This is a genomic window from Desulfobacula sp. (assembly GCF_021107415.1).
In genome coordinates this window covers 1-6,831 of sequence record NZ_JAIOSW010000437.1, presented here as the reverse complement: position 1 = coordinate 6,831, position 6,831 = coordinate 1, and the positions used below count along the sequence as shown (strand labels likewise).

The following is a 6,831-nucleotide window of genomic DNA, read 5'->3' as shown; positions in this document are numbered from 1 at the left end:
TAATCTTGCCCACGCCTTCGATGGCGTCCCGGGCATTGACACACAGGTTGGCCAGAATCTGATCAATCTGGGAGGGATCCATCTTGACGGTCCACAGGCTCGACCCCGGCAGCCAGGCAAGATCAATATCCTCACCAATAAGACGTCGAAGCATTTTAAGCATACTTTCCACGTTATCATTCAGGTCAAGCACCCTGGGGGCGATGGTCTGCTTGCGGGCAAAGGCCAGCAATTGCCGGGTAATATCTGCGGCACGTTTAGCAGCCGTGAGAATTTCACCGAGATCTTCATGCAGCTGTCCCTCTGGGTCTGCGTCATCAAGAGCCATTTCAGCAAAACCAATGATCACACTGAGTGCATTATTGAAATCATGTGCCACCCCACCTGCCAGGCGCCCAACAGATTCCATCTTCTGGGCCTGTCGGAATTGTGTTTCTGCATTCTTGCGCTCGGTTAGATCCTGAAAAGTTTCTATCGCGCCGATAACATTCTTATCCTGGTCCCTCAACGGAGCTGAAGTGTAGAAAAGCCACCGGCCTTTTTCTCCCAAAGCAGGAAAAAAATTTTCACCTTCGTATGCTCCTTGAATCAGAATAGATTTATAATATTTTTCTCCATAGTATTCCTCTATCTCTTCCTCTGTCGCTTCATCCACTATGAAATCCGCTAAAATCGGTCTTTCTTCATCATAGAAAGCAAGCCAGTGTTTTTTTGTGCCAACCATTTCAGCCTCAAGAAAACCGGTCAAACTCTCGCAGGCATTATTCCAATGTGTGATGGTGTGGTTATTATCAATGATGACTGTTGGAATCGAAATCCCATGGACAGCTTGTGTAAGGTTCTTTTCACTCTTTCGCAGCGCAGTCTCAGCTTGCTTTTGCCTGGTGATGTCTGTAGTAGAACCAAAGATGTGCAATTTTCCGTTTTTTTCAAAACACCTGCCCTTTGAATAAACCCATGCTGTTTGTCCATTGCCTTTTAACATTTCATATTCACAGTCGATTAAAGACCCCGGCGATATAATTGCTTCTCTGAAAGCATTATTTACTTGCCCCAGGTATTCGGGTTTTATATAACTGAAATACTTATCCCAGTCGTTTTGAATTGTTCCTACAGGTAACGCCAGCAATTCATCAACAAAAGGAGAACTATAGGTGTTTTCAAAAGTTCCGTCCTTTGCAATATCTGCTTTCCAAACGACTATTGCAATATTAGATACAACCTGTTTAAAAATTTTATTGCTTTCTATTAAAGCTTTTTCTGTCTGTCTTTTTTGAATTGCTATGGAAGCCTGTTTTATAAATATTTCTATTATCCGTTTATTCTGAAGTTCTCCTGTATATTCTTTCAAAGCTATCACAACAGTTCCGGATAGCTCATTATTTTTTGAAAAGCCGATTGTGAATATAGTTTTAATATTCAATAATTTTTCTATGGAATTGAAAACCATTTTTGGAATAATCTTTAATGATATTCCATACAGTCCTTCTTTGTATAAATGCAATTTGCCATCGGAAAGATAATCAAGAGCTTCATTTTTTGCATCATAAGTCATACCAACAGGATGCTTTCCTAAAAGACTTGCAACTTTTTCAGACAATTTTCCCATTCCGATAATCGAGCGGGTAGTCAGTATATTGGTTTCATTATTGATAGAATTAATAATAATATAAGAATCTTTGCCCGTGAACTCTTGAAGTTGTTCTCCAGTAAAAGTATAAATGTCTTTATCTTGAGGGAATTCAACAAACTGCATGGCTGTCTTTGACAGTAACTCAAGGTTTTTAATGTGGTCTTTTGCTTTTTCTTCTTTTTTTCCCCGCTCCAACTTGCTTTGGTGTATTTCAAAAACTTTCTCAATCATTTCAGGCAGACCTTTAAAGCCCGATTTTTTTGGCAGGAAGTCCAAAGCTCCCAGCTTCATTGCTTCGATGGCTGTTTCAATGGTGTTATCAATGGTTAGAAATATAAAGGCATATTCCTTTCCCTTTTCTCTTGTCTCTTTCAGAATTTCAAGACCGTTTTTATACGGCAGGCTTTTATCTAAAAGAACAACATCAATATGATTTTCCTGCTTAATCAGAAAATCAAGCGCTTTTTTTCCATTCCAGACATTGGTTATATGATATCTTTCAGGGTCAAGCGATTTCTCGATCAGTTCGGCATCATCTTCGTTATCTTCGATCAGAAGAATTTCCAATATTTCTGTGTTCTCGTCTCTCATCATCATATTTCTCCTACTTAGTATATGAATCACTGATAAACGCCCAGTAATGGCCAAGTCCTTTTACTTTTTTAACAAAGTCCTGAAATTTTACAGGCTTTACGATGTAATCATTCGCTCCTGACCATTTTCCACACCTTCGGTTTTAATATTTTTGAGCCGTTCTCCGGGATTGAATATATTTTCTAATTGATTTTTATCACCAAAGACGTTCGGCATTTTTTCTGTTTTAATATTTGCACCTGCTTTTTCTATTATCAAAGACAAATCACTTAAAACCTCTTCAACTACTTTACCTGCACTAAATGTAATAAAGGGATTTATTTTGGTGTTTAATCTTGATATGTCCAGCAAACTCAGCACAAGCGCATGCATTCTTTGTGTATTTACCTTTATTCTTTCAAGCTGATGAACTCCCTGTTCATCCAACTTATCCCTGTAAATATTAAGGATATTCGATTCATCTAAAAAAGCATTATTCACATTTATCCCTTTTAACACCCTTCTTCCCATTTTTTTTAATTTCAACTATTTCAGTTCTAATTTTTAAAAAATAATCCGTAAGTGTGGGATCAAAATGAGTTCCCGCACTTTTTTCAATTTCAGCAAAAGAATCATCAATTGACCAGGCAGGTTTATAGGGACGTTTCATTGTAAGTGCATCAAAAACATCACCTATGGCCACAATTCTGGCACTTTCCGGGATATCAGTTCCTTTTAACCCTTTCGGGTATCCCTGCCCGTCCCATTTTTCATGATGGTACAGGGCTATTTCAGAAGACATCTGAAAAAATTGTGTGTTGCTTTTTGATAAAATGTCATGCCCGATTGTGGTATGAGTTTTCATTATTATCCACTCTTTTTCATTTAATTTTCCCGGTTTTTTAAGCACGGAATCCGGTATGCCTATTTTCCCGGTATCGTGCATCGCAGCTGCCAACTCAAGCTCTGCTGCTTTATCAACATGCCATCCTGCTGAACGTGCAATAGCTGCAGAGTAAGCGCCCATACGCCAGATATGATACCCGGTGTCATCGTCATTATAATGTCCGGCTTCGCCTAACATATAAATGGCAGATCTCTGGCTTTCTTCAACCATAGCTGTCCGTTCAAGCACTACTTTCTCACACTCTCGATGTTGATTGTAAAGTGCAAGATGTGTCGCAACTCTTGCTAAAACGACAGGTTTTGAAACCGGCTTTGTGATGTAATCCACACAACCCGCCTCAAAGCCGCGAGCTTCATCTTCAACTTCAGTCATGGCAGTAGTAAAAATAATCGGAGTTTTAACGGTGTCAGTATCGGATTTTAGTTTTTGACATGTTTCATATCCATCCATTTCAGGCATCATAATGTCTAACAAAATAAGATCCGGCTTGACCTGTTTTACTACTTCAAGTGCCTGTTTCCCGTTTACTGCAAAGGCCAGCTGATACCTGTCCTGTAGAATCTGCTGAAGGAGCTTTCTGTTATTAGGCTCGTCATCTACAACAAGTATTCGATATTTATTATGAGACATGCTATCCCTCCCAATCCAAATGCAATACTTCTATAAGTTTTATAAATTCATTTTTTGCACTATCAAAGTCCAGGTCATCTATATATTTAATCACGGATTTCAGTTGATCTTTGGAGATATATTTTTCCAGTTCTTTAATCAACGGTTCAATCGCCTGGGGATCGTACTGATCAAAAGCATCCGGAACTTTTTTTATTAGTTTTTTTATTCCGGGCCGGTCAAAATCTTTCAGGCTTACTTCAATTTTCTGTTTTTTTTCTAACTGCCGTATAGATACAATTGCTTTGTTCAATTCAGTTTTAAGTAAAGCCAATTGTTTCTCAACATCATTCATATCTTTTTTCTTAAGTGCTGAATTGATAGTTCCGGCAATATCAGCAACCTTTGTCACTGACAAATTCCCTGCAACCCCTTTTAACGCATGACTTATTTGATAGGCCTGATCGATATCTTTCGCATTGATCAAAAGGGAGAGGCTGTCAATAAAATTTCCATACTCATCTGCAAATCCTATCAAGGATTTTGTATAAACGTCCAAGTTCTGCCATCGATTCATGCCGTTTTCAATATTGACTCCCTCTAATCGGGGCAGATCTGATTCAGAAAAAGCATTGGCAGTGACTTTATTTTTTAAAATTTCCCGTTCTTTGCTATCCGGAATCAATTCTTCCATAGTGATAAACAATTTATTAAAATCAATGGGCTTGGCCACAACCGAATCCATTCCAACAGCTAAAATTTTTTTTCTTTCTTTGCTCATAATATTTGCAGTCAGTGCAATGACAGGTATATGCTCGCTGGTATCACTCTCCAGGGAGCGAATAAGGGCTGTCGCTTCAAGCCCATCCATTTCAGGCATCTGGATATCCATCAGAACGATATCAAATGGCTCTCTTTGAAAGGCTTTAACGGCCTCTTTGCCATTACAGGTAACCATAATTTTATGACCTTGAAGTTCTAAACGTGTTTTGACTAAAACAGCATTTGCCTCAATATCCTCTGCCAGCAGTATCCGAAAGCTGCGGGCGGATTTATATAATGGCCTTCCTGTCTCCATGGACAGATCAGCACCTTCAACCATGTCATCATCAATGGAATCAACACTTATGATAAAATGGAAGATACTTCCATGTCCTTTCTCACTTTCCGCCCAGATTCGACCCCCCATAAGTTCAACGATCTGCTTTGAAATTGTTGTCCCAAGGCCTGTGCCTCCATATTTTCGCGTGGTAGAAGTATCTGCCTGTGCAAATGGATCGAAAATTTTATTTAACCGGTCAGCGGAAATTCCGATTCCCGTATCTTCAATCATGAAATGTAATTGCCCTTTCTCATCACCGGGCATAATCTTCAAAACCACACTGCCCTGTCGGGTGAACTTGATGGCATTGCCCACAAGGTTGATCACGACCTGGTTGACACGAAACACGTCTCCTGAAAATAATCCCGATAGTGATGGATGGATATCATATTCAAGTAATAAATTCTTTTTGCGGGCTTCTATCTCCATGGTATTAAAAGATTTATTCATCAATTCAAGCAATTTAAAAGGTTTTTTTTCCAGGGTTATTTTTCCACTTTCCAGTTTGCTTACATCAAGAATATCATTTATTAAGGACAACAGCCCTTGAGCAGAAGTATGGGCAATTGATAGTTGTTGTCGGATATCATTTTTAATAGAAGGATCTTCAAGGACTAATTCTAAAAATCCCAGCACAGAATTCATGGGCGTACGGATTTCATGGCTCATATTGGCGAGAAACTCGTCTTTGGCAATATTGGCTGCCTCTGCCTTTTCTTTTGCACGGACAAGCGCTTTATTGGATTTTTTTAATTCAGCCGTCTGCAACCGGATTTCAGAACGTAATAATTTTGAATATTCAACACTCTGTTTTTGATTTTTGATTAAAATTTCTTCATATTTTTTTTCCAGAACCTGTATTTTCCTGTCCCGCTGTTTCTTATGGATTAAAAGCAGTTCTTTTTCTTCAGCCAATAATCTGTCTTTATAAAATAATTCAATACACAATTTGACAACACTTGTTATTGTTTTTTGTGTGGTGACGGTATCGAATGTTTCCGATAAAATACAAATCAGCAGGCTTTGCATCTTTTTCAAATACAGCGAATAAACAGGAGAATTTTTTTTGTCTGTAACACAAAGGGAATCCTCTGAGTGTTTTGTTTTTTCCCACAATGTCTTTTCAAAATTTTTATCAAGGACTATATTTTGATTCAAGGAAATTCGCTCACCATTGCTTGAGATGATTGTAAAAGCGCATTGCGGCAAATATTTTTCCAGCAGACAGAGAAACTGATGATTTGCTTCACTATCGGGTTCCTTTACAATATCATCAAAAATATCCATTATTTTAATTTTTCTCCAGAGCGTAGATCTCTTTTGCCTTTTGAATCTCATCAGGCAGGTCATCTATAATGGCTTTGTATTCCATGATATTGTCTTTCATATGAATAAGCAAGGGAGGGGACAGGTTTACCTTTACCTCAGGGAAGGCAAGAAACTTTAATCGGAAAACCAGATATTCGGCAATCTGTAATATGCCTGCAAGGCTTTTTGGCTCCACATCATCAAGACATTTATGATGGTATTTTATTCCCTGCCGGATTTCACGGGACAAGCCCCAATCCTTAGTCAGCTGATAGCCAATAGTTTGATGATCCGTACCCATTATTGAAAATTCATGATCGGTAATTAAAAACTTTTCCGGAATATATGTCCGGCAAAACTCCTGAAACTTATCTGGTATGACCTGATCTTCAACTATCAGTCCGAAGTCATGAAGAATCCCACATAAAAAAGCATCTTCTCCTTTTTGAGCAAACATTCTTTCTGCGATCATCTGGCAGCTGATACTGACAGCAGCACAATGAAGCCATAATCGGTTTCTTGAGAATATTTTCGTCTGGGAATTTTTTGAAAATAAATGTTTAAGTGCATCAAGAACGATTAAATTGCTCAGATTGTCAATTCCTATATAAGCGACCGCTCCAGAAACACTCGTGATGTTGGTCCGCAACGCATAAGAGGAACTGTTTACAAGCTTTAAAACCCTCAAGACCAGAGTGG

5 protein-coding genes are annotated in these 6,831 nt (G+C 38.6%); all 5 read right to left on the bottom strand.

The features are described 5' to 3' along the window. A partial coding sequence (locus K8S13_RS21890) for a response regulator (protein WP_291465850.1) occupies nt 1-2,230 on the bottom strand: 2,230 nt, incomplete at its 3' end. Between the two features lie 93 nt (nt 2,231-2,323). Then, nucleotides 2,324-2,725, bottom strand: coding sequence for a hypothetical protein (locus K8S13_RS21885; RefSeq protein WP_291465849.1), 402 nt, complete (start codon nt 2,723-2,725; stop codon nt 2,324-2,326). Beyond that, a complete protein-coding gene (locus tag K8S13_RS21880) occupies nt 2,700-3,743 on the bottom strand; it encodes an HD domain-containing phosphohydrolase (RefSeq protein ID WP_291465848.1) in 1,044 nt (347 codons plus the stop codon). Before K8S13_RS21880 ends, K8S13_RS21885 begins: the two co-directional genes overlap by 26 nt. Nucleotide 3,744: 1 nt before the next feature. Further along, nucleotides 3,745-6,111: an ATP-binding protein gene (locus tag K8S13_RS21875; RefSeq protein ID WP_291465847.1), complete on the bottom strand. Its 2,367-nt coding sequence runs from the start codon at nt 6,109-6,111 to the stop codon at nt 3,745-3,747. Nucleotides 6,112-6,115: 4 nt separating this feature from the next. Next, a partial coding sequence (locus K8S13_RS21870) for an HDOD domain-containing protein (protein ID WP_291465846.1) occupies nt 6,116-6,831 on the bottom strand: 716 nt, incomplete at its 5' end.

Bases quoted from the DNA above. Each gene is read 5' to 3' on its own strand.
- K8S13_RS21880 (WP_291465848.1), bottom strand. From the start codon at position 3,743: ATGTCTCATAATAAATATCGAATACTTGTTGTAGATGACGAGCCTAAT.
- K8S13_RS21875 (WP_291465847.1), bottom strand. From the start codon at position 6,111: ATGGATATTTTTGATGATATTGTAAAGGAACCCGATAGTGAAGCAAAT.